Origin of the sequence: Methylomicrobium lacus LW14 (genome assembly GCF_000527095.1) — a bacterium.
Lineage (GTDB): Bacteria > Pseudomonadota > Gammaproteobacteria > Methylococcales > Methylomonadaceae > Methylomicrobium > Methylomicrobium lacus.
The window spans coordinates 752,997-772,427 of sequence record NZ_AZUN01000001.1; the positions used below are offsets into that span (position 1 = coordinate 752,997).

General features: G+C 55.1%; 15 protein-coding genes and 3 tRNA genes. 10 read left to right on the forward strand and 8 right to left on the reverse strand.

The window, feature by feature from the left end; translation table 11 throughout:
• Window positions 1–130 precede the first annotated feature (130 nt).
• From gltX to METLA_RS0103355, 4 genes are all read left to right on the forward strand, one after another.
• Window positions 131–1,537, forward strand: coding sequence for a glutamate--tRNA ligase (gene gltX, locus METLA_RS0103340; protein WP_024297205.1), 1,407 nt, complete (start codon window positions 131–133; stop codon window positions 1,535–1,537).
• Window positions 1,538–1,592: 55 nt separating this feature from the next.
• Window positions 1,593–1,668, forward strand: a tRNA-Ala gene (locus METLA_RS0103345).
• Window positions 1,669–1,692: 24 nt separating this feature from the next.
• Window positions 1,693–1,768: transfer RNA gene (locus tag METLA_RS0103350), tRNA-Glu, on the forward strand.
• A 100-nt stretch (window positions 1,769–1,868) separates the two neighbouring features.
• Window positions 1,869–1,944: transfer RNA gene (locus METLA_RS0103355), tRNA-Glu, on the forward strand.
• 226 nt (window positions 1,945–2,170) lie between these two features.
• Here the strand turns inward: METLA_RS0103355 and METLA_RS0103360 are convergent.
• Both METLA_RS0103360 and METLA_RS0103370 read right to left on the reverse strand, forming a co-directional pair.
• Window positions 2,171–2,374, reverse strand: coding sequence for a hypothetical protein (locus tag METLA_RS0103360; RefSeq protein WP_024297206.1), 204 nt, complete (start codon window positions 2,372–2,374; stop codon window positions 2,171–2,173).
• Window positions 2,375–2,684: 310 nt separating this feature from the next.
• Window positions 2,685–3,986 (reverse strand): dicarboxylate/amino acid:cation symporter, encoded by a 1,302-nt coding sequence (locus METLA_RS0103370; protein ID WP_024297208.1) that lies wholly within the window; start codon window positions 3,984–3,986, stop codon window positions 2,685–2,687.
• 210 nt (window positions 3,987–4,196) lie between these two features.
• Between METLA_RS0103370 and METLA_RS0103375 the strand changes: the two genes are divergently transcribed.
• The 5 genes from METLA_RS0103375 (at window position 4,197) to METLA_RS0103395 (ending at window position 10,111) form a co-directional block, all read left to right on the forward strand.
• A complete protein-coding gene (locus tag METLA_RS0103375) occupies window positions 4,197–4,517 on the forward strand; it encodes a hypothetical protein (RefSeq protein WP_024297209.1) in 321 nt (106 codons plus the stop codon).
• Window positions 4,518–4,556: 39 nt separating this feature from the next.
• A complete protein-coding gene (locus METLA_RS0103380) occupies window positions 4,557–4,934 on the forward strand; it encodes a hypothetical protein (RefSeq protein WP_024297210.1) in 378 nt (125 codons plus the stop codon).
• A 4-nt stretch (window positions 4,935–4,938) separates the two neighbouring features.
• Window positions 4,939–5,730, forward strand: a complete 792-nt coding sequence (gene ppk2 / locus METLA_RS0103385; protein ID WP_029646374.1) for a polyphosphate kinase 2 — start codon at window positions 4,939–4,941, stop codon at window positions 5,728–5,730.
• Between the two features lie 298 nt (window positions 5,731–6,028).
• A complete protein-coding gene (locus tag METLA_RS21260; RefSeq protein WP_024297212.1) occupies window positions 6,029–8,128 on the forward strand; it encodes an Ig-like domain-containing protein in 2,100 nt (699 codons plus the stop codon).
• A 345-nt stretch (window positions 8,129–8,473) separates the two neighbouring features.
• Complete coding sequence (locus tag METLA_RS0103395) at window positions 8,474–10,111, forward strand: MFS transporter (protein ID WP_036282062.1); 1,638 nt, start codon at window positions 8,474–8,476, stop codon at window positions 10,109–10,111.
• Here METLA_RS0103395 and METLA_RS0103400 read toward each other — a convergent pair.
• The 3 genes from METLA_RS0103400 to METLA_RS0103410 all read right to left on the reverse strand — a co-directional run bounded on the left by METLA_RS0103400 (window position 10,108) and on the right by METLA_RS0103410 (window position 14,097).
• Window positions 10,108–11,925, reverse strand: coding sequence for an ABC transporter ATP-binding protein (locus tag METLA_RS0103400; RefSeq protein WP_024297214.1), 1,818 nt, complete (start codon window positions 11,923–11,925; stop codon window positions 10,108–10,110). The genes METLA_RS0103395 and METLA_RS0103400 overlap by 4 nt on opposite strands.
• An 88-nt stretch (window positions 11,926–12,013) precedes the next feature.
• Window positions 12,014–12,781 (reverse strand): LytR/AlgR family response regulator transcription factor, encoded by a 768-nt coding sequence (locus METLA_RS21265; protein ID WP_024297215.1) that lies wholly within the window; start codon window positions 12,779–12,781, stop codon window positions 12,014–12,016.
• A complete protein-coding gene (locus tag METLA_RS0103410; protein WP_024297216.1) occupies window positions 12,775–14,097 on the reverse strand; it encodes a LytS/YhcK type 5TM receptor domain-containing protein in 1,323 nt (440 codons plus the stop codon). The genes METLA_RS21265 and METLA_RS0103410 overlap by 7 nt, the downstream gene beginning before the upstream one ends.
• 763 nt (window positions 14,098–14,860) lie before the next feature.
• Here METLA_RS0103410 and lpxB point away from each other — a divergent pair.
• Entirely contained in the window at window positions 14,861–16,021 is a 1,161-nt protein-coding gene (gene lpxB / locus METLA_RS0103420) for a lipid-A-disaccharide synthase (RefSeq protein WP_024297218.1), read from the forward strand.
• Here lpxB and METLA_RS0103425 read toward each other — a convergent pair.
• From METLA_RS0103425 to METLA_RS0103435, 3 genes are read right to left on the reverse strand one after another with little or no spacing between them, the layout of a single operon-like run.
• Window positions 16,011–16,712 carry a DUF2490 domain-containing protein gene (locus METLA_RS0103425; protein WP_024297219.1) on the reverse strand — a complete coding sequence of 234 codons (702 nt, stop codon included), beginning with the start codon at window positions 16,710–16,712 and terminating at the stop codon, window positions 16,011–16,013. The genes lpxB and METLA_RS0103425 overlap by 11 nt on opposite strands.
• A gap of 26 nt (window positions 16,713–16,738) precedes the next feature.
• Window positions 16,739–18,340 (reverse strand): glycoside hydrolase family 57 protein, encoded by a 1,602-nt coding sequence (locus METLA_RS0103430; protein ID WP_024297220.1) that lies wholly within the window; start codon window positions 18,338–18,340, stop codon window positions 16,739–16,741.
• An 8-nt stretch (window positions 18,341–18,348) separates the two neighbouring features.
• Entirely contained in the window at window positions 18,349–19,248 is a 900-nt protein-coding gene (locus tag METLA_RS0103435) for a DUF4912 domain-containing protein (RefSeq protein ID WP_161635379.1), read from the reverse strand.
• Window positions 19,249–19,431 lie beyond the last annotated feature (183 nt).

A 19,431-nucleotide genomic window follows, 5' to 3' on the forward strand; every position in this document is an offset into this window, starting at 1 on the left:
GGGTCGTGTTGTGTGGACTGAAAGGCGGGGTGATTGAGCGGAATTTTGAAGCGAATGCCGGATAAACGCTAAAATAGGCGACAATTCACAAAATGAACCGAATTTTTTGCTTAACACATAACGGAATTCAATGACAATCACCACACGTTTCGCTCCCAGTCCTACCGGTTATTTGCACATCGGCGGCGCCCGCACCGCCCTGTTTTCCTGGCTTTACGCGCGCAAGCACGGCGGCGATTTCATCTTGCGCATCGAAGATACCGATCTCGAGCGCTCGACTCAGGAATCGGTCAATGCGATTTTAGAAGGCATGACCTGGCTGGGTCTCGAATACGACAAGGGGCCGTTTTACCAAACGCACCATTTCGATCGCTACAAGGAAGTGATTCAGCAACTGCTCGCGCAGGGCGATGCTTATTATTGTTGCTGCAGCAAGGAAGAGCTGGAAGCGGTGCGCAACGAGCAAATGGCCAATAAGGAAAAACCGCGCTACAACGGCAAGTGCCGCGATGCGGGGCACAAAGGCGACGATGGCCGCGACTATGTGGTCCGTTTCAAAAATCCTGTGGATGGCGTGGTCACGATCAACGATCTGGTCAAAGGCGACATCGCGGTCGCGAACAAGGAACTGGATGACCTGGTGATCGCCCGGACTGACGGTTCGCCGATCTATAATCTGACCGTCGTGGTCGACGACATGGACATGAAGGTCACGCATGTGATTCGCGGCGATGACCATATCAACAATACGCCCCGGCAGATGAATATTTTGCAGGCCTTGGGCGCTCCTGTGCCGTTGTATGCGCATTTGCCGATGATACTCGGTGCGGACGGCGCGCGGCTGTCCAAACGTCACGGCGCGGTCAGCGTGATGCAGTTCCGCGACGAGGGTTATCTGCCGGAAGCGTTGCTGAATTATTTGGTGCGCCTCGGCTGGTCGCACGGCGATCAGGAAGTGTTCTCGATCGATGAAATGGTCGAATATTTCGCGTTGGAAAACGTGAATGTCTCCGCATCGACCTTCAACACGAAGAAGCTGTTGTGGCTGAATCACCAATATATTATGAACAGCGATCCGGCGCATGTCGCGCGGCATTTGAGCTGGCATATCGGCCAGTTGGGCATCGATCCTTCGGAAGGGCCGGACCTGGTCGAGGTCGTGAAAGCGCAACGGGAACGCAGCCAGACCTTGGTCGAGATGGCTCGGGCCAGCGCGTTTTTCTACCGCGAGTTTGATGTGTACGATGAAAAAGCGGTCAAAAAGAATTTCACCGCCGAAGCCGCGGAGGTGCTGGCAGCCCTCTATCGGCAATTCGCGAACGTCGAAGACTGGCAAGGGGAGGCGCTGCATCAGGAGATTGTCGACCTGGCCGAAGCGCAAGCGTTGAACATGGGCAAGGTGGCGCAGCCGTTGCGTGTCGCGGTAACCGGCACGGCCGTATCGCCGGCGATCGACGTGACCTTGACCTTGCTCGGCAAGGATAAGACCCTGACCAGAATACAAAAAGCGATCGATTACATAAAAAGTTTAAATTAATGCTGGACAAGGTTTGTGAATCCTGTATAATGGGCTTTCTCAACTGATGATGTTGGGGGCCATAGCTCAGCTGGGAGAGCGCTTGCATGGCATGCAAGAGGTCAGCGGTTCGATCCCGCTTGGCTCCACCAAATCAGATGATTGACACTTATTCTGTCCCCATCGTCTAGCGGCCTAGGACACTGCCCTTTCACGGCGGTAACAGGGGTTCGAACCCCCTTGGGGACGCCACTAGTCAAGTCAACGATTAGGTTGATTTTAGATAGAGAATAAGTAAAGGCCAAAGGTATGCCAGGATTTATAGAACGGCATGCCGGACAGACCAGATTCTGTCCCCATCGTCTAGCGGCCTAGGACACTGCCCTTTCACGGCGGTAACAGGGGTTCGAACCCCCTTGGGGACGCCATATTCGAAGGGCTATCCGAAAGGATAGCCCTTTTTTATTGCCTCGCGTTTTTGGGCGACCGCCTATTTTCGAATCCCACTGTTTGCTTACTTAAATCCGACGCTTTCGCGGTTGCGGGTTCAGACCGAATGATTGTTCTGTTTAATCTCTTCCCTGCTATAAATCGAATCCACGATTTTTTTAAACCAGTGCGCAAATCAGTGTGGGAAGAAAAGCCGCTTTATTTCTATTCATCCGCTGACTCACTCGGCTTTTTACTGCGATAAATTTGATCGACCAGATCTTTAAACCAGTAGGGCCGTGTGATTAATACATACAGCACCAGGGTTTCCAATATCGGCAGTGGAATCACATGCAGGATGATCAAACCGACCAATACGATGAAACATAATACCAGTCTGGAGGAGAGGGAATCTTTATATGTGTTCATGATAAATGGTACAGGTTGATTTAATTGAGATCAATTCGCGTCGTTTTGATCGCCGCGGCCGGCATGATTGTATATCTGCAACACCGCGTTTATGAACCATTGCGGCCGGAAAATTAGAATATACAGCATGATAAAACCCAGGATAGGAAAGGGTAATGTATCCAGTAACATGACCAACAAAAGAACGATCATCCATTTGATTCTGGTAAAGGTGGCGTTATGACTCATATTCGCAAAAGCTTAAGATGGCCCGGATGTCATAAAATACCCCAATTCGATCGAATTAAACAGCGTAAGTTCGGCGCTTAGCTTAATGCCTGCTTTTTTCCAGGCGGTCGAGCAGGATCGCAATCAGCAGATCGTTCATCACATTCACCCCGGAGCGGCAGCGGGCAATGATCCAGTCGATCGTGGTGATCAGCGGCACCGCGGTAACGACCAGCGCTTCCGGCAGGCCGGCGGTGCTGAGTACCAGGGGCAGGGCGATTAAACCGGCTTCCGGGATGCCCGAAATGCCGACGCCGACCATGATGGCGGCGGCGACGATGATCAATTGCTGAGCCAGCGTTAGATCGAAGCCGATCGCTTGCGCCAGGAACAGCGCCGCCATCGCTTCGTACAGAATGATGCCGTCATTGTTCAAATTAGTGCCGATGCAGACCGACAAGCGCGCCGACCGGCTCGAAATGCCCATGTTTTCGGTCAGGCAGCGCAGGGTGATCGGCATCGTCGCGAGGCTGCTGTTGGTCGATAGACCGGTCAGGATCGCATCGGCGCCTTCGCCGAAATAACGTTTGACCGGCATCTTGCCGCCCCATTTCGCCATGCAGGGATAATAGACGAGCGCATGCAGTAGCAGGCCGGTCAGCATGGCGGCCAAAAACACCGCAACCAGCGCAAAAACGTCTAGCCCCGATTTGCCGACCACTTGCGCAACCACGCCGAAAACCGCGAAAGGAATCGCCTTGACGACCCAGAGCAGCATCTGAATCAGCAAGTGATAACAGACGCTGATCAGTTTTTCGAGCAGATGCAGGCCGGATTGATCCTGATCCGCGCTTTGCTGCTTGAATCGGCGGATCGCAGTGCCGGCCAGCAAGGCCAATAAAATGATCGCAATCACGTTGTTTTTGACAAACGGCTCAAACAAACTTTCGGGAATGGTGCCGATGATGTTTTTCAGCGGATCGAGCGACAGATTTTCCGGCATCGGTTTTGCGGCAATGGCGGTGGCGCCGGCATGAAGCTGGGAGGTCATCGCCGTCAGTTTGCCTTCCCAAGCGCGGCCGGGGTGCAGGACGTTCATCAAGGTCAAGCCGATCACGATCGCCACGGCCAGATTCATCGAGCATAAAGCCAGAAGACGGCGGCCGTGCTTGAATGAAAGGTCGGTATTGACCATTGCTTCCAGGATCGCGAAGAAGACCAGCGGCGTCGCTAGGGCTTTTAACAGACGGATTACCAACTGGCCTAATTGACCCAGCGTCGCGTTGCTCAATAAGCCGAAGCCATAATTTTCGGTCCCGAAAAGGACGCCCAGCGTGGCGCCGAAAACGACGCCGATAATCACCTGAACGTATAAGGGCAATGCAGAGAGGCTGAGTTTATGCATAAGTTGCTTCTTGAGCTAGAATTTGGGGATCGGAATTGCTTCGGGCAGTGTAACACTCTGTCTAATGCAACGATAAGCGCTTTGCGATCCAAGCCGGGCCTTTGGGTTGACGGATCATGTGTTTCGCCAAGCCGTACCCATGTGTTGCCATTTTGTTGCGGCCTGTTTGGGTGTAACATATTCGGAGTCTTCAACACGCGGAGAAAAGCCATGAGTTCCTGCTGCCATGATCCCACCGAACCGCCTAGAGCCGACCCCCGCGATGTGCTGAGGGAACAGGAGCATTACGATAATCTGGTCCGCGATCTTTTCACCGGCGACCCTGAAAGAATCCTGCTGCGATTGCTGAACGAATCCAATGCTTATCTCAGGGAACTGGCGGCGCTTCGGGCGCATTATCCGGCGGTGCGGCTGCAGGCGATCGCCTTGTTGAATGACAAAAGTTTGGACACATTGAAGCGCATCTCTGAAAAAGAAGCGGATTCAGCTTTCGGCGCGGCGGCTCGGCAACGGCTCGATCAATTGCAATAATCCGGCATTTCCACTCGACAAACCTCTGGAGACAAGCGAATGAAAGCATGGCAAATACTCGGGCTAGGCCCGTTGCTGTTGATGACCGGCGTGGTTTGGGGTTACGGCAGCAGCAGTAGCTCAAAAGCCTGCGCCAAACCCGGCTTCAGTCAATTCTACCCGGCAGACAAGGCGGACGTCCCAGCAAACTCCAAGTTTTCCTTTTTGGCTTCTCCCAATACCCAGCCGGACACGATCAGGGTGGTCGTCAAAGATCTGTCCGCAGCGATTGCAGTTAAACCGGTGGCGCAGGGCTATCAGGTCAGCGGAACGCTGCCAGCCGTATTGCATGGGACTTTTGCGCGGATCAATATTAGCGCGGAAGGGGCAAACCAGTGCAAGGGCAGCGGCGGCTGGCTGGTTAATATCGGCGAGTAATCAGATGAACATCAAACATAAACACGGCGCGAAAAAAATCGGCAAGGAAGCGTACAAAGCCACACTGACGCAATTGCAGATCGAACTGGTCAAGCTGCAAAAGCACATCATCAAGCATGACGAAAAAGTGCTGATTATCTTCGAGGGCCGGGATGCCGGCGGCAAAGACGGCTCGATCAAGCGCATCATTCAGCATCTGAGTCCGCGCGAAACCCGCGTGGTGGCGTTAGGCAAGCCTTCCGATCGGGATAAGAGCAGCTGGTATTTTCAACGCTATGCGCCGCATCTGCCTGCGGCGCAGGAGATGGTGCTGTTCAACCGCAGCTGGTACAACCGCGCCGGCGTGGAGCGCGTGATGGGGTATTGCAGCGACCAGGAATATCACGCGTTTCTCGAAACCGTGCCGGATTTTGAATTAATGCTGGTGCGTTCGGGGATTAAACTCTTGAAATATTACCTGGACATCAGCCGTGAAGAACAAAAGCGGCGTCTCGATGACCGTGAACGGGACCCGCTGAAACAATGGAAGACCAGTCCGGTCGATCTGGAAGCGGTCAAGCATTGGGATGACTACAGCCTCGCCCGCAATATTATGTTCGCGAGAACGCATCATTTGGATGCGCCCTGGATCGTGGTGCGCGCCGACAACAAAAAAATCGCCCGGATCAATATCATCAAGGACATTTTGTTTCGTCTCGACTACAAGGGCAAGGACGAGGCCCAAGTACTTCCCGATGCAGACATCGTGTTCAGTTATGCGGAAAGTTATCTGAAAAACGGCATGATTGCGGAGTAGTCAGAAGGGCGTTCCAAGTCTCCGTCTTGCAGGATCAATGCGGCCTTTTGCCAGCATCGTAAACTGCAAAATCAGGCTGGGTCGTTTTTTTGTGAAAGCGGCTTATCTTGTGTGTAAGTTAATATTATCTTGCGATTCAAATTGAAATCAAGTTTATGTAATATTTTAGTATTGGTAACCCTATCACAAAAACAATGGCGCAATTCTGCAATACTAACAAGGAACTTCAAATCGGCCCGTTGTCCTGCCTTTGGCGATCTTGGCCGATTTTTCCTCGCCATATTGGAGGGCTCCAACCATGCGCCAGATCAACTTTTATTTATCCGTAGCCATTACGCTAGCCTTACTGATCGCATTGACCGAAGTCGCTATCGCAAAGCCGGGTTCCCGCCAGGATCTGAGAGCCCAAGCCGGCCTACACGCGCACAGGATGTACGGCAAAGGCGCGCCTTTCCAGATCGAAGATCTGCCGGCGCGAAGCCATTTGCGCCATGCTCTCGAAAGGCTTTCAAGAGCGGGCAAACTCAAAGCGATGAGACGGCTGCACGAATTTTCTTTTCCGGAAGCCGATATCCAGTTTTTAGAGGTCGATCTGGAAGGCGGCGTATTTTACAGCGATACCGAAACGCCGGCGCCGGTAACCGGCAGTTCCACTGCGGGCACCTCGGATACACTTGCTTTGCCGCCTGTCGACGTATTCAAGCTGCATAGCCTTCCCGGCGCGGCCAAAAAGGTATTTCTGGATTTTGATGGCCATGTGATCAGCGGCACGGCCTGGAATTCGACCCACTCAACTTTTACCGCTTTGCCCTTTGACATCGACGGCGATCCGAATTCATTCAACGGCGAAGAATTGAACCGCATTCACGAAATCTGGCATCGGGTTGCCGAAGATTATGCGCCTTTCTCTATCGACGTGACGACCGAAGAGCCGTCGACTTTCGGCCCTTCGGTTGGGAGGGTTTTGTTTACCCATAGCATCGATGCATCGGGTCTCGCGATGCCTTCACAATATGCCGGCGGCGTGGCTTATATCAATGTTTTCGGCAGCACTAAGTACGCCAGTTATTATTCGCCCGCGCTGGTCTACTACAACAATTTGAGTTCAGGCTATGCGCCTTATGTGGCCGAGGCGGCCGCGCACGAATTCGGACATAATCTGGGCTTATCGCACGATGGCACCAGCGATGTGGGGTATTATTCAGGCCTCGGCAGCGGCCATTCGTCCTGGGGCCCGATCATGGGCCTCGATTACTACACCAATGTGACGCAATGGAGCAAGGGGGAATATCCTGACGCCAATAACACGCAGGATGACATCAGCATCATTGCGAATAAACTGACGTTTAGAGCCGATGATCACGGCAATGCGTTAGGGACTGCCAGTCTGCTCGCCGTAGAAAACGACGGCAGCATTCTGGCGACAAACCCGCAAAACGATCCGGGAAACAGCGATACCTTAAACAAAGGTATCATTGAAAAACAGGGCGATATCGATGTTTTTGCTTTCGATGCCGATGGGGGTACCGTCAATATCACCGTTACGCCGGCTTGGGCCGCATTCACCCGATCCGGTGATACGAACGATCAATCGCGCGGCGCCAATCTCGATGTCAAGGCGACGCTCTATGACGAATCGGGTCGTGTTGTGACCGACAGCGATCCGCTTGAGGATACCAACGCCGTGATTAGCGCTTCTGTGAACGCTGGACGGTATTATCTCGCAATCACCGGCGTGGGCAATTCATCGATACCGTATTCCAGCTACGGCAGCGAAGGCGAGTTTTTTATTACGGGTGCAGTGCCGCCGCCGTCCTTCGTTGCCGACACCACGCCGCCGTCGCCAGATCCGGCTTGGCAAAGCGCGCCAATTGCGCAAAGTGAAAGTAGTATTGCGATGGAATCAACGCTGGCAACCGATGCTTCCGGTGTGGTCAAGTATCAGTTCATTTGTGTTGCGGGCGGCCCAGGATGCATCAATAGCGCCTGGCAAACCAGTCCAAACTATGTAATTAGCGCTTTGGCCGCCGGTACCAGCTATACCTTTCAAGTCGTGGCCCGCGACGCGGCCGGCAATCAGACGCCAGCTTCATCGATGGCCAGCGCTACAACATTGACGGCCACTTCGAACAATCCGGTCAATGATGCCCCGATTGCATTGCCGGATAGTGAGTCGGTGCGCGTAAGAAGGTCTGTCAGCATCAATGTGCTGGGTAACGATAGCGATGTCGATGGCGATAATTTGACGATCATTTCTTCAGAAAAAGGCACGATCGTCAATGGCAAGAGCCTATCCTATAAAGGCTTGATCGTAGGAACCGACACCTTCACCTATACCGTCAGCGATGGTAAGGGAGGCACTGCATCGGCGACCGTAACGGTCATGGTCAGTAAATGATAGGAATTCACTTTCCCGCGGGGCACTGCTTGCCCCGCGGAAGCAAGCCAAGGATTGGCCACACCTCGGCTAGAGTTTTTTCCTCCATTGTTCAAAACGGCTTCGAAAACCCTTCAGGCGCTTAAATTTTTGGGCTTTCATGCACACAATGCCCGCTCCAGTCTAATCGGCAGAAAATGGACGCGGTAAAAGCCAATGTCTTGATATCTTCTGGGATTAAAATGGCCTGCCGTCAGGCCGCGAACTTATGTACGTCATCAGAGTCGATAGCCTAACATTTGCACGTTGCATCATCTGCTGGGGATTTCGATGACCAATCATCAATCAAGCGCCGACTCGAGTACCATGTCGATCATGACTCTATTTCTGCAATGGCTGGACCGCAATGTGCTCGATCTGGGGCGACAGATGCGTATCAGTTATGTGCCGCCCTTGATGGTTTATCTGGCGGCGGGCGTTTCCGGATTGACCGGCATCGTCGGGACTTTTTTCGTGAAGGAGTCTCTCGGCTTGTCCGCCGAGTTTCTCGCCGCTTTGGGGTTTTGGGCGATGCTGCCGTGGGCGTTGAAAATGCCGATGGGGCATCTGGTCGATTTGTTATGGCGCTATAAGGCCGGGCTGGTCTATTTGGGCGCGGCGCTGATCGCCGCCAGTTTGCTGGTCATGATCAAGCTCTTAGGCGATGTTGAATACATGCGGCATCTATGGCCGGTCGAAAGCTGGTTTGTGTTATCGGCGCTATTGGCACCGGTCGGTTACGTGATTCAGGATATCGTGGCCGATGCGATGACCGTGGAGGCTGTACGGCGTTTCGATGACGAAGGCCGGCCGCTTCCCGAACCGCAAATTCTGGCCGCGCATACCACGATGCAAACCTTGGGTCGAGTCTCGATCATCGGCGGCAGCCTGCTCGTTGCCGGCGTCAACGTCGCGTTCTTCAGCGGCGTCGACACGATGGGCGCGGCCGAGAAAGCCGCGGTTTATCTGTCGATTTACCGGTGGGCGCTTTGGATTCCGGTGATCTCGGTCCTGGGCGTCGCGTTGGCGTCTTATTTGCGCTCGCAGGAGGAATGGCGGCTCGCCGCGCAAGGTTTCGAGTTTGAGGATATTGAACGGATTACCGCGGCCGGCGCGCATGAAGCGCCCGCGGTCAATTGGCCGCTGTTGGTCGGCGGGCTCGGATTTACCTTGTTCGCGGTGGTGATGGGCTTGGGCGGCTTCTCGAACAGCGAGGAGATCGTCTTCATCGGCTCGCTGGCCATCGTGCTGTTTTTGATGTGGCGGTTGACGATGGATCTCGAAATCAAAACCAGAAATCAATTGTACGGCACCGCCTTCGTGATCTTTGCGTTTCGCGCGGTGCCGACCACCGGCGCGGGCGAAACCTGGTGGATGATCGATGATCTCGGCTTCGATCAGCAGTTTATCTCGAAGCTGTCGCTGATTTCGAGCGCGCTGACCTTGCTGGGCATGTTCCTGTTTCGCCGTTTCATGGCCGAGCGGCCGATTACCTATATTATCGCGGCGCTGACTATCGCGCTGACCGTGCTTTATCTGCCCAATATCGCCCTCTATTATGGGCTGCATCACTGGACGGCGGCGCTTACCGGCGGCGTCGTCGATGCCCGCTTCATCGCGCTGGTCGATACCGCGCTCGAATCTCCCCTGGGCCAGATCGCGATGATTCCGATGCTGGCCTGGATCGCCCATTCGGCGCCGAAACAGCTGAAGGCGACTTATTTCGCGGTGATGGCGGCATTTGTGAATCTGGCGCTGTCCTTGTCGCAACTGTTGACTAAATGGCTGAATCAAGGCTTTGAGATCACGCGCGAAGTTCGCGATGCGGCGACCGGCCAGATCGTGACGCCTGCGGATTACAGCGAACTCGGCTGGCTATTGATCGTGGTGATGGGGCTGAGCTTCATGATGCCGGTCGCGGCGATCGTGTTCGCGAAACGCACTTTGCTAAGGGAACAGGGCTAAGCCTGGCCTTCCGGCAAAAAGCCGCCGGCCTGCATGCTCCAGAGGCGATAGTAATAGCCTTGCAGCGCCAGTAATTGATCATGCGTGCCGTCCTCGACGATGCGGCCTTGGTCGAAGACCAGAATGCGGTCGAGGTGGGCGATCGTCGATAGCCGGTGCGCGACCGCGATCACGGTCTTCTGCCTCATCAGCCGGGTCAGATTTTCCTGGATCGTTTTTTCGGTGACCGAATCGAGGCTCGATGTCGCCTCATCCATGATCAGGATCGGTGCATCCTTCAATATGACGCGCGCAATCGCGATCCTTTGCCTTTGGCCGCCGGACAGTTTGACGCCGCGCTCGCCGACCAGCGAATCATAGCCTTCGGCCATTGCCTGAATGAAGTCGTCGGCATGTGCGAACGCGGCGGCGCTGACGATTTCTGCATCGTTCGCATCGAGCCTGCCGTAACCGATGTTTTCCTTCAGGCTGCGGTGAAACAGTGTCGGGTCCTGCGGAATCAGGCTGACCTGTTCATGCAGCGATTCCTGCGTCACCTTGGCTATGTCGGCGCCGTCGATGTAAATTTTGCCCTGTTGCGGCTCGAAGTTACGCAAGATCAGGCTGACGAAAGTCGATTTTCCCGAGCCCGAAAAACCGACCAGGCCGACGCGCTGGCCGGGCTCGATCACCACATTCAGATTCTTGAAAACCGGTTGATCCGGATCATAGCCGAAGGTCACGCCCCGGAATTCGATGCGTCCTTCGGTCACCTTCAGCGCTTTTGCGCCCGGCGCATCGATGATTTCGTGCGGCTCAACGATCGTCTCGACGCCGTTCGCGATATTGCCGACATATTCGAAAAACTCCAGAAAATGGCGTGACAGATTGCGCGCATCGCCGATGATGATCAGCGCCAGGCCGACGCTCATCGTAAAATCGCCGACCCCGATCAGACCGTCTTGCCAGAGCGTCAGCGCATAATAAATCGTGCCCAGTTTCAACGCGGCGGCGGAGATGAACTGAAACCAGCGCACCCGTTCCATATACCAGAAAGTCCGGCGCGCGGCGTTCAGTTCGGTGTCCAAAAAACCTTGCAGATAATCGCGCTCGAATCGCTGACACGCGAACAGTCGGGCGTTCAGGCTATTCGTGACCGAATCGACGATCTTGCCGTTGGTCGTGCTGCGAATGCCGGCATAACTTTGCGCATAAGGCCGGCAGCGCGTGGCCAGCCAGAACGAGATCGCGACATACAGAAAAACCCAGGCGGTGACGCTTAGGCCGAGGCCCTGATGCACGCCCAGCAACAAGCCGGCGGAGACGCTGAAGGTGACCGTAATCGGCCAGAAATCGCACAGCACCGCCCAGGTCGTGTGGTTCACGCTGAGCGCGGTTTCGCTGATCCGGTGCGCGAGCGCGCCGGCGAAATGGCTGCTGAAATAGCGCGCCGAATGGCATTGCAGATAGGAGAACAAGGCGCTCGTCGTGCGCTGGCGCAGGCGGGGGCCGATCGTGATCAAGACCGCGCCGCTGGCCCGACTGCACAAAATTTCGGCGATATTCAATCCGGCCAGAAGCAGCAAGGGCTCCCGCAATGCGTCGAGCGTGGTCCGGGCATCGGGGAGGCCGTGCGCGACACCTTCCATGATAGTTTTGATCGCATAAGGCACCAGGATACTGCCGGCCGCCTGGCCCGTTTCGAAGATGAACATCAGCAATATCCAGCCCTTGAAGCTGGATAGGCAGTACAGGATGAAGGGGATTGTGCCGGTAGGCAAGGGCGGCGCTTCGGTGGCGCGGCGCCGCGTCCGGGCGAATAAGGTTTTAGGCATCAACGGCAGGTTTAGGGCTGGGCAAAGGTTAATTATACCTGCCCGCTGATTTCGATTGCCGGAATAATCGCGGTTTGAAAAGGATGAATCAAGGGGCTTTCAGGCGCTCGCGTAGCGCTGGTAAAAAGTCCGGCCCGATGTCCAGTTTAACCGGACTGTTTTTGAAAACGATTTTATAGACGTTATTTTCGCCGATGCGCGGCTCCTCGCGGCGTACATGTTGCAGATTAATCAGATTGCGCCGGTGAATTTGAAAAAAACCGTGCTGTTCCCATTCCTTCAGCGTGCCGTTAACGCCGTCCAGCACTTCGCCATTGACTAGGCCGATTTTGACTGTGTTGATGCCGTTATTTTTCTGGATATAAAAAATCTCGTCGATATCGAGGTATTCGGTGCAGAACAGCTTTTCGCCCGAAGGGTCGTCGATACGGTGGCGGACAGCGAGGCGTTCCGCTTGGGGTTTTGCGCTCGGGAAGTTGTGCCGTACCCAGTCGAGCGTTCGGTCTATTGCGGCGTTGTCAACCGGCTTGACCAGATAGTTGACCGGGAAGGACTGGAAGGCTTCGACCGCATGCTCCCGGTAGCCGGTCACAAAAACGATCCAGGGCTTTTTTTCCAGGCGCTGCAAATTCAGCGCAAAATCGAGACCCGCGCGCCGGCTTTCGGTCTGGATGTCAATATCGAGAAAAATGCCTTCGATAGCGTGATCGGCCTGGATCAGTTCCCACGCTTTGGCGGTGCCGTCCAGCGCACCGATCACCTCGATATCCAGATGCCGGCTGTGCAGCATCGCGGCCAATTCGTCGCGCGCCAATACCTCATCATCCACGATGATCACGCGCCGCTTGTTTACCATGGCTGACTCCTTTTCGGCAGTATTAAGGTGATTTCTGTTCCCATTTTTTCCTGACTCGTTATGTCGATTGTAGCGGCGCCGTCGAAGGAAATTTTTAATGTTTCATGCAATTGAAACAGGCCGTTGCCGCTGCCCCGTTCGGAATTGACAGGCTGTTTGCCCAGCAACTCCAGGCGGTTAGGCGCGATGCCGCGGCCGTCATCCTCGATGCTTAATGCCAGTTGTTTGCCGAGATCGGCGCCGGCAATCCGCAGAGTTAATATACCGGAGTGGCCGCGCCCGTGCAGCAGCGCATTTTCGGCGAGCGTCAGCAGGCTGCGCGGCGGTATCTGGCAGTCCAGCAATGAAGAAGGGATATCTTGTTCAAAGTGGAAGGCGCCTGGGAAGCGCAATTGCTGAAAATCGAGATAGTTTTCCAGTTGCTCCAGTTCCTGGCTCAGGCTGATCGAATTGGCTCTTGCAATCTGCCGGGTATCGTCGAGAAAGCGCGCCAGTTTGACCACATAATCGGAGGCTTGCTCGGGGTCGCGGCGGATCAGCGCCTTGATTGCATTCAGCGTATTGTTGATGAAATGCGGTTCGATCTGCGCGTGCAATGCCCTCAGTTCGGCTTGCTGCGCCTGCGTTTTCAGCCGGTCGCGTTCCATGTCCTGCATCACCGAGTGAAACAACAGGCAGCCCAGGCAATTGACCGTGATCTCCGGGACGATCGTTTCCCTGATCGTCGCAATGGCCAGAACGTGCGGGTCGCTTAGCGAAACGATCAGATATTTTTGCACAACCGTGCCGACCAAGACCGTCGCCAGAGTGCCCTGGCGGCTGTTGATATGCGGCCAAACCTGCTTTGCCAAACCCGCCCCCAAGCCGAGCAATACGGTCGAAATGCCGCTCGCTAAGCCGACGAAGCCGCCGAGCAGCCAGCGTTCGCCGCCCGCGATCAGGCCGGCGCCGAGCCCGGTCCAGGGGCCTCCGAACAGGCCGGCGGAAAGCACCAACATGTCGCGAAAACTGAGGATAGCTTGCATCTGTTGCAGGCCTGCCGGTTGCCTGGAGAGATATTCGATTACCGCGCCGTGCCGTCTGATGTCCAGCACGATGCCGTTATGGGTGCCGACGATCGCCAAGACGCCGAAATAGATCGCCGCGACCAGTCGGTGCCGCCAAGACTGGTTAACGCCGCGCATCGCCTGCTTGAACCAAGGCTGCCGGATCGCCAGATAAGTCACGACGATGACCACGCAGGCACGCTGCAAAAGTTCTGGCGTATTGACCAGCCAATGGAAGAATATGTCGATCGACGGAGTATTCACGGGCATAGAAGACACATAAAAAACGTTAGGTTTATATTAGCAAGTTTCTCCAATCAATGTGGGGTTTTCATCCGGTAAAGCCGGTATTTCGTCGCATATTTTAGGTCATTTGCGAGTAGGGGCGTGACGTGGCGTCAACTTGGGCGAATAATTGGCCTGACGCCGTCATGGCAAAATGAGTTTTTTGCGATACGGCCAATTAATCTAACGGGTTTAAACAGCCTAATTTTTTACAGCTGGAGGATTAAATGGGAAGTGTAGTCGCTATCAGTTTCGTCTCTGTGGTGTCCAAATTCGGGAGTCAAATGCAAGATTTGGCCGCGACTTTGTTTATACCCGGGATGTTGCTCTTGTTATATATCCTACTCAAGCCAAGCCGGCAAAGAAGCTATATTCAGGATTATCAGTTTGATTCGCATCTGAAAGACCGAGTTGCCTTAAAGCATCCGTCCTTGACTCCCAAGCAGATTGACCGAGTTTTCAACGGTTTAAAGGATTATTTTTATATATATGCTGCCAGGCCAGAGCCAAAATGGTCGCCATGCCGTCGCAAGTGGTCGACGATGCCTGGCACGATGGGTGCGTTTCGCAAATCTACAAGCTGTAGGTCAGTGGGCATACGCCCCTGACCATTCGATGCGATGCCTGGGTTTGAGGTATCAGCGCGGCAATGCCGCCAATATGGTTCGGGTTTGACGCGGATCGGGTATGTGCTTTGCCTGAAAACGCCTTACAATAGACGGCTTCAAACCCACACGAGGATTCTGTCTTGTCGGATCACAAGCCCTATAAAGTCATGTTCAGCGCCGGCGAAGCGTCGGGCGAACAGCATGCCGCGCATCTGTTTATCGAAATGAAAAAACTCCAGCCCGACATTCGCGGCATCGGCATGGGCGGTGCGAAGATGGCCGGGGCGGGGATCGACGTGCGTTACGATTCATCGCAAATCGCGGTGATCGGCGTGGTCGAGGTGATCAAACACTATGCTGAAATCCGCCGCGCGCTGAAGTTGATGCAGTCGCTGCTGGCGGCCGAGCGCCCCGATCTGCTGGTCTGCGTCGATTACAAGGAATTCAATTTCAAGCTGGCGACTTACGCCAAACGGATCGGCATCAAGGTGCTGTTTTATGTCAGCCCGCAGGTGTGGGCATGGCGGCCGGGAAGGGTCAAAAAGTACGGGCGGGTGATCGACATGATGGCGGTGATCTTTCCGTTCGAAACGGCGTATTACGAGGCCGAGAACGTGCCGGTGCGTTATGTCGGCCATCCCTCGGTCGACAGGGTCCGTCCGCACTACAGCAAAAGCGAGGATTTTCTGCGCTTCGGCTTGCATGCGGAAAACCCCGTCGTCGGACTGCTGCCGGGCAGCCGGAGCGGAGAAATCAAACGCATGCTGCCGGTGATGCTGGCGGCGGCCGCATTGATTGCGGAGCGTGTGGCGGGCGTGCAGTTTATCTTGCCGCAAGCCGGCTCGATTGCCGACGATGTGCTGCAAAGCTATCTGCAAGCCTCGAAGGCGAAAATCACGGTGATCAAGGATCAACCCTATGACGTGATGCAATGCTGCGACGCAATCATGACGACTTCCGGCACCGCGACGCTCGAAGTCGCCTTGCTGGCCGTGCCGATGGTCGTTTGCTATAAGTTATCGCCGCTGACTTACTGGCTGGGACGACTGCTGGTCAAAACGCCGTTCATCGGCCTGCCGAACATCGTGGCCGGCAAAGGCGTCGTAAAGGAGTTGATTCAACATGAGGCCAGCTCCGAAAATTTGGCCGCCGAGATCGGCCTTATCCTGACCGACACGGATTATGCGTTGCAAATGCGTGAGCATCTGCAAGGCGTCAAGGAGAGATTAGGGCAGGGCGGCGGTTCGAAAAACATGGCCGCGCTGGCGTTGGAGATGCTGGCCTCGGCGCCTAAAAATTGATATTGAAATTGGTCAGCCAGATGTGATTGGCGCCATCCGGCGCGCCGAAATTATTCACGTATTGAAACTGGTAGCCGGTATCGATATTGATCTTGGGCGTGATCTTGTAGCCAACCCCGACATAGCTTCGATTCTGGTTGATGCCCGGCTGGACCGAATGAGCCAGACGGCCGCTGTTGAACGAATTGAAATACACGAACAACTCGTCAGCCGCGATCAGATAAGTCTTTGTTTCGGGCAGCGTGTAGACAAAACGGAAACGGTGGCGCATCCGGAAGGCGGTATCCTCGTCCGCAAAAAAACGCTCCTCCAGGCGGAAGCGGTATTGAAAATTCAATTGCGGCGTCCAATTGTCGATCCATTGCACTTGCTGCATGAAATCGTGGGTGGCCAGGTCGAAGTCGGTGTCCTTGCTGTATTCGCCCTGCCAGGTGTAACCGAGCCAGAACTGCAGCTTATCGGTCAGTTTATAGCCCAGCAGGGGCCTGACGATGATCTGGCTGAATTCGCCGTTGTCGTGTTTCGTGCGCGGCGCCAACTCCAGAAACGCCAGATAGTTGCTGCCGCCGAAGTCGGTCTGATAGGTATTGCTGAGCCACATGCCCCAGTCATCTTTGACGGGGGCTGCCGTAGCAAGAGGGGATGCCGTGATCAGGCCGGCGATCAATGGAGTGAGTGAAGGTTTCCGCATGGCTGTGTACCCGTGTGGGTTAAAGTTTATGACGGCTTCAATGCGCGGTAATGCCTAAAATCAATATCAGGAAAGATATTATCCATGATTTCGAGCGCGGTCAGATAGCGCTCGTCGATGTTGCCCTTGCGCAGGCTGTCGTACAAATAATTGAAGCGGGCCAGATGGTCGGTGATGCGTTTGTTCGCGTACTCGGTCGTGGTGCCCGATTTCATGATGAACGGCCAGTCGGAAGACTGGGCGAGCAGCAGCGAGCGGACCGCCTGATTGAACGCTCTTTCCTGCAAGGCATTGAGCGAGACGCCCTTCAGTTCGGAAACGAAGTCTTCCAGTTGCCTGGCGGCCTGATGCAGAAAGGGATAGATCCAGTCGTTCGTCTCGTTAATCCAGTAGCTCGAATAGCCTTGCGCGCCCCAGGTCGAGGCGGAAGGCGTCGCAACTTGCTGCGACGGGACTTGGGCTAAATAATCGCCGCAACTGACCGTCCGGATGCCGTTTGACTTTTCGCTCGCGATACGCAGCACCTGTTCGAGCCAATAGGGGCCTTCAAACCACCAATGGCCGAACAATTCGGCATCATAGGGGGCGACGACATGCGGCGGCCGGTCCATTTGTCCTGCCAGCGCGTCGATTTGCTGCTGCCGTTTTTGGATGAAATCGCGCGCATGCAGTTCCGCTTTCGCCCGCGCGGCTTTCGGGTTGTAGAGTTGCTTCGGTTGGTTTTCACCGGTTACCCGGTAATATTTGATGCCGGTATTCGCGCGGATGTGCCCGTCAAGAATATACGGGCCGATGTAGTCCAGGTCCAGATCGAAACCGATGTCGCGGTAATATTCGCGGTAATCGAAATCGCCGGGATAGCCCTGTTGGGAACTCCAGACCTGTTCGGACGATTCGGGATCGCGCGCAAACGCGGCAACGCCATTGTCGCAGGCCAGGGGCGCATAGACGCCGTTGACCGGCGGCTGGCTGGCGTTCAGCAGGCTGTGTCCATCGACGAAAAAATACGCGATGCCGGCGTCCTTCAGGTAAGTTTCGAGCCCCGGATAATAAGCGCACTCGGGCAGCCAGAATCCTCTCGGCGCGATGCCGAGGTGAGTGCGGAAGGTGTCGACGCCGATGTTGATTTGATTGCGCACCGCGGCCTCGCTGACGCTGAGCAGGGGCAGAAAGCCGTGCGTTGCGGCGGTCGTGATCAGTTCGAGCTTGCCGAGCGCCTGATGCTTGTTGAACGCGCCGAGCAAATCGCCGTGGTACTGGTTTTGATAGACAGCCAGCGCATGCCGGTAAAAGCGCCGGTACAGCCGCGCCAGTTTATTGAATTCCGGCGCTTTTCGGGTTCTGACGATTTCCTTCTCGGCCAGTTCGATCAGCTGGTGCAGATGTTTCAGGTAGCGGCTCTGCAAGAGCTCGTCGCGCAGCATCGAAATCAACGGCGGCGACAGCGACAAGGTCAAACGGTAGTCGATTTGATCGTCTTCGAGCCGGTCGAGCATGCCGATCAGCGGGATATAGCATTCGGTCATCGCCTCGAACAGCCAGTTTTCTTCGAAAAAGCTCGGGTGTTCGGGATGGCGCACGAAAGGTAGATGCGCATGCAGGACGATGCTGAGGAAGCCTTTTTCCATCGGCCGTCTCAGAGTCCGAGTCCCGAGGCGTGCCTGGACAGTGTATTTTGCTCGACGAGCGCTGCGGCTTCGGGAACCAGTTCCGCATCGATCCTGTTGTTTTGAAAAATGCTCATCAGTTCGCCATAAAATTTTTCAGATTCGCGGGCTAAGCTCGCAGGATCGCTGGGATGCAGTTTGATCGACCAGCCTTCCGGAAAATACGCGCCTTCCTGCTGAGTCGCGGCCAGGATGCCTTGTAGTTGGTGAACGGCAAATGCCGGTTCCTTGGCGGCCGCGGTTTGCTGAGCAGGATGCTCTAGCGCAAGCCGTTTCCTGTCCGGCGCGGTCGGTACATGCACCCTATTCGAGAGCGCGAGCACATCGAGGCTGTGGTCCGGATTCACCTTGCCCAAGGCGGCGGAATAGCTCGTATCATCGATCGGCAGGCGCACTTTTTTCCGGTTCGTGGGGCTGTCGGCGGGAATGTCGAACCAGATGTTCGAGCGGGTGATTTCCTCTGCCGCATCCGGTCGCCAGTAAATACGCAAAGTCAACGGTGGCTGTACATTCTTCTGATCAGGGGCAATCGGCGCGGCGCCTGTATTCCAGTAGGCATACAGGTGGTAGGGATCGACCGGTAGCAACAGCAGCTCCGGAGCGCCGTTGGCGGCTTTCGGCGCGAAGCGCTGGCTGATGTCCTGGCCAATCGTCTGTAATTCCAGATGGCTGAAGCCCCCGATTTGCGGCGGCTCGGCTAAAGCGGCGGCTGGCGGGGGGATATTCACATTGGCCGGCGGCCAATAATCCGCAGCGGCCAGCGAAGTCTTATCCGGAGAGAACTTAAGGCTGATCTCCGCGCTGATCGTCAGCATCTCATCCCGAGTCAGCTCGATGGGAGAGCGCGGTTCCACATCTTCTAAAGTCATCAACATGAATAAGACGGTATGTATACTTTACCGCGATTTTCTTTGCCGCGGCCGGCGAAATGGTCCATTTTCGGCCCTGTCCAGCGGGTACGCCCGCTGCAAAGGCAAAATTGTTGCAGCCAGTATAATCAATTTAGCCCGGCTAGCCAATTGATCCGGCCAAAAGTTCGGTTTTCCGGGGTT

Coding starts and splice junctions, on each gene's coding strand:
- gltX (WP_024297205.1), top strand. CDS start 131: ATGACAATCACCACACGTTTCGCTCCCAGTCCTACCGGTTATTTGCAC.
- METLA_RS0103360 (WP_024297206.1), bottom strand. CDS start 2,374: ATGAACACATATAAAGATTCCCTCTCCTCCAGACTGGTATTATGTTTC.
- METLA_RS0103370 (WP_024297208.1), bottom strand. CDS start 3,986: ATGCATAAACTCAGCCTCTCTGCATTGCCCTTATACGTTCAGGTGATT.
- METLA_RS0103375 (WP_024297209.1), top strand. CDS start 4,197: ATGAGTTCCTGCTGCCATGATCCCACCGAACCGCCTAGAGCCGACCCC.
- METLA_RS0103380 (WP_024297210.1), top strand. CDS start 4,557: ATGAAAGCATGGCAAATACTCGGGCTAGGCCCGTTGCTGTTGATGACC.
- ppk2 (WP_029646374.1), top strand. CDS start 4,939: ATGAACATCAAACATAAACACGGCGCGAAAAAAATCGGCAAGGAAGCG.
- METLA_RS21260 (WP_024297212.1), top strand. CDS start 6,029: ATGCGCCAGATCAACTTTTATTTATCCGTAGCCATTACGCTAGCCTTA.
- METLA_RS0103395 (WP_036282062.1), top strand. CDS start 8,474: ATGTCGATCATGACTCTATTTCTGCAATGGCTGGACCGCAATGTGCTC.
- METLA_RS0103400 (WP_024297214.1), bottom strand. CDS start 11,925: ATGCCTAAAACCTTATTCGCCCGGACGCGGCGCCGCGCCACCGAAGCG.
- METLA_RS21265 (WP_024297215.1), bottom strand. CDS start 12,781: ATGGTAAACAAGCGGCGCGTGATCATCGTGGATGATGAGGTATTGGCG.
- METLA_RS0103410 (WP_024297216.1), bottom strand. CDS start 14,097: ATGCCCGTGAATACTCCGTCGATCGACATATTCTTCCATTGGCTGGTC.
- METLA_RS0103425 (WP_024297219.1), bottom strand. CDS start 16,712: ATGCGGAAACCTTCACTCACTCCATTGATCGCCGGCCTGATCACGGCA.
- METLA_RS0103430 (WP_024297220.1), bottom strand. CDS start 18,340: ATGGAAAAAGGCTTCCTCAGCATCGTCCTGCATGCGCATCTACCTTTC.
- METLA_RS0103435 (WP_161635379.1), bottom strand. CDS start 19,248: ATGACTTTAGAAGATGTGGAACCGCGCTCTCCCATCGAGCTGACTCGG.